The organism is Infirmifilum sp. (assembly GCF_049970975.1).
GTDB lineage: Archaea > Thermoproteota > Thermoprotei > Thermofilales > Thermofilaceae > Thermofilum > Thermofilum uzonense.
In genome coordinates, this window is sequence record NZ_JBMFLX010000208.1 from 1 (window position 1) to 1,578 (window position 1,578).

The 1,578-nt window shown below is 56.5% G+C and carries 2 protein-coding genes; both read right to left on the reverse strand.

Translation table 11 applies throughout. The annotated features are described in order from the left end of the window. Positions 1 to 59: 59 nt before the first annotated feature. Positions 60 to 380 (reverse strand): zinc ribbon domain-containing protein, encoded by a 321-nt coding sequence (locus tag ACP5KC_RS10590; protein WP_428287573.1) that lies wholly within the window; start codon positions 378 to 380, stop codon positions 60 to 62. Beyond that, entirely contained in the window at positions 365 to 1,459 is a 1,095-nt protein-coding gene (locus ACP5KC_RS10595) for a hypothetical protein (protein WP_428287574.1), read from the reverse strand. The genes ACP5KC_RS10590 and ACP5KC_RS10595 overlap by 16 nt, the downstream gene beginning before the upstream one ends. Positions 1,460 to 1,578: the final 119 nt, after the last annotated feature.

Here is a 1,578-nt window from a genome sequence, read left to right on the forward strand (position 1 = left end):
TATGCTGTTCGTAAATGCTAGTCGTCGTGGGGGCCGGCTAATCTACTCCGTTTCCCATCCTAGGTTGTTATAGGTCCTGCTAGGACGGGTTGTGCCTCTGCACCGCGCTTCATTGTGGCTACGAGCCACTCCACGCGGGGGTCATGGGCACCCTTCGGGAGGCCGACGGCACGACCCCCCACATCTAGGATGTACTTCCTCGCTATGTTCACGGCCCCCACGACGTCCCTGTCGTGGGTGAAACCGCAGACTGGGCACTTGACCAGCCTTGGCCTCCACCCGTTCCTCTGGGCATTGCCCGTCACGGGAACGAGCTTGGAGTTGCAGATGGGGCTGTAACGTAATTCATGATCATTGGGCTCGTTTACTTTGCTTCGCAACCCCCCCTTAGCGCTATGAGGTACGCCGAGACCGCGTGCCTGTCTAGCCTGAGCTTCTTCATGGCTTCGCTGTGCTCTCGCGAGTTGCTCGTCCCCTTTGGATTTACGTAGGCGACCTCTATGCCGTAGAGCGGCGCCTTCAATGCGATCATCTCTATAATGGAGCTCCTGAAGGTGCTCACCTTCCAGTTGTAGTTCGCGCTCCTCCTCTCCGTGCTCCTAGCCCACAGCAACCTGAGCCGCCCGAGAACTGCAGGGTTCTCTAGGAACAGTACCTTGACGCCGTGGTGGTAGGCGTACTCGAGCATTTCGTGGACTCTCATGCCAATGACTGATCTGGCGCTCCTCATAGGATAGCCTCTGGCGACGACCTCTCTAAACCAGAACGTGTACGTGTCTCTCAGCTCCCCGCTGTTGTCAATTATCGCTAAGTTTATTCTATCTACATTCACGTCAACGCCTCCGTAGAGGCTCCCCTTGTTGGTTCTATACCTTGCCATGTGCCTGTAGTAAAAGGTCAATGGAATTGTCAGTTGCACTTCGCCGCTGACCCAGACAACTCCCTTCCTGACGCCGTAACCTTTGATAACAACTCTAGCTGCGTGCTCCTGCCTTTCCTCAAGTATTTTCTCGAGGAGAGTGGCGTAGTTCTTGGGGATAGTGGGCTTAAGTACCACTCTCTCGACTGCGCCGCTGTAGCTTATGGTCGTCACGTGGATCTCTCCCCCCGGTCTCAGGGTTATGTTTCTCGCGGGGTACTCCTTCTCGGCTTGCTGGAACATCAGCCAATCCCCCAGCTCGACTCCTCTGAAGTCTACTCCGAGCTCCCTGCAGGACTCGTATATCCCCCTAACTAGTACTACAGCCCCATCGGCATACCTGCGGTTCGGTATGACCGCGTAAGCGTCCTTCCTGAAGGTCGCCTTCCACCCAATGTCGGTGCCCGGAAGGGCGGGCGAGCTCTTGACAAGGTGGAGCACTCTGTGAGTAGCCGCTTTAAATAGCCAAGCCGTGGACAGTATCCTGCCAGCGACCTCTCCACCGACGTTGAAGGACAAGGCGATTGTGATGTAGCTCATGTGGGGATTCCCCAGATAGGCTTATAAACCCCAACTCCCTTATAAGCCTATTGGTGACCCCGGGTTTCCGAGATCCGCTCCAGAAGGGCGGTGAGGGGGCCCGGGGAGACCGCGGGGAA

Coding starts and splice junctions, on each gene's coding strand:
- ACP5KC_RS10595 (WP_428287574.1), bottom strand. CDS start 1,459: ATGAGCTACATCACAATCGCCTTGTCCTTCAACGTCGGTGGAGAGGTC.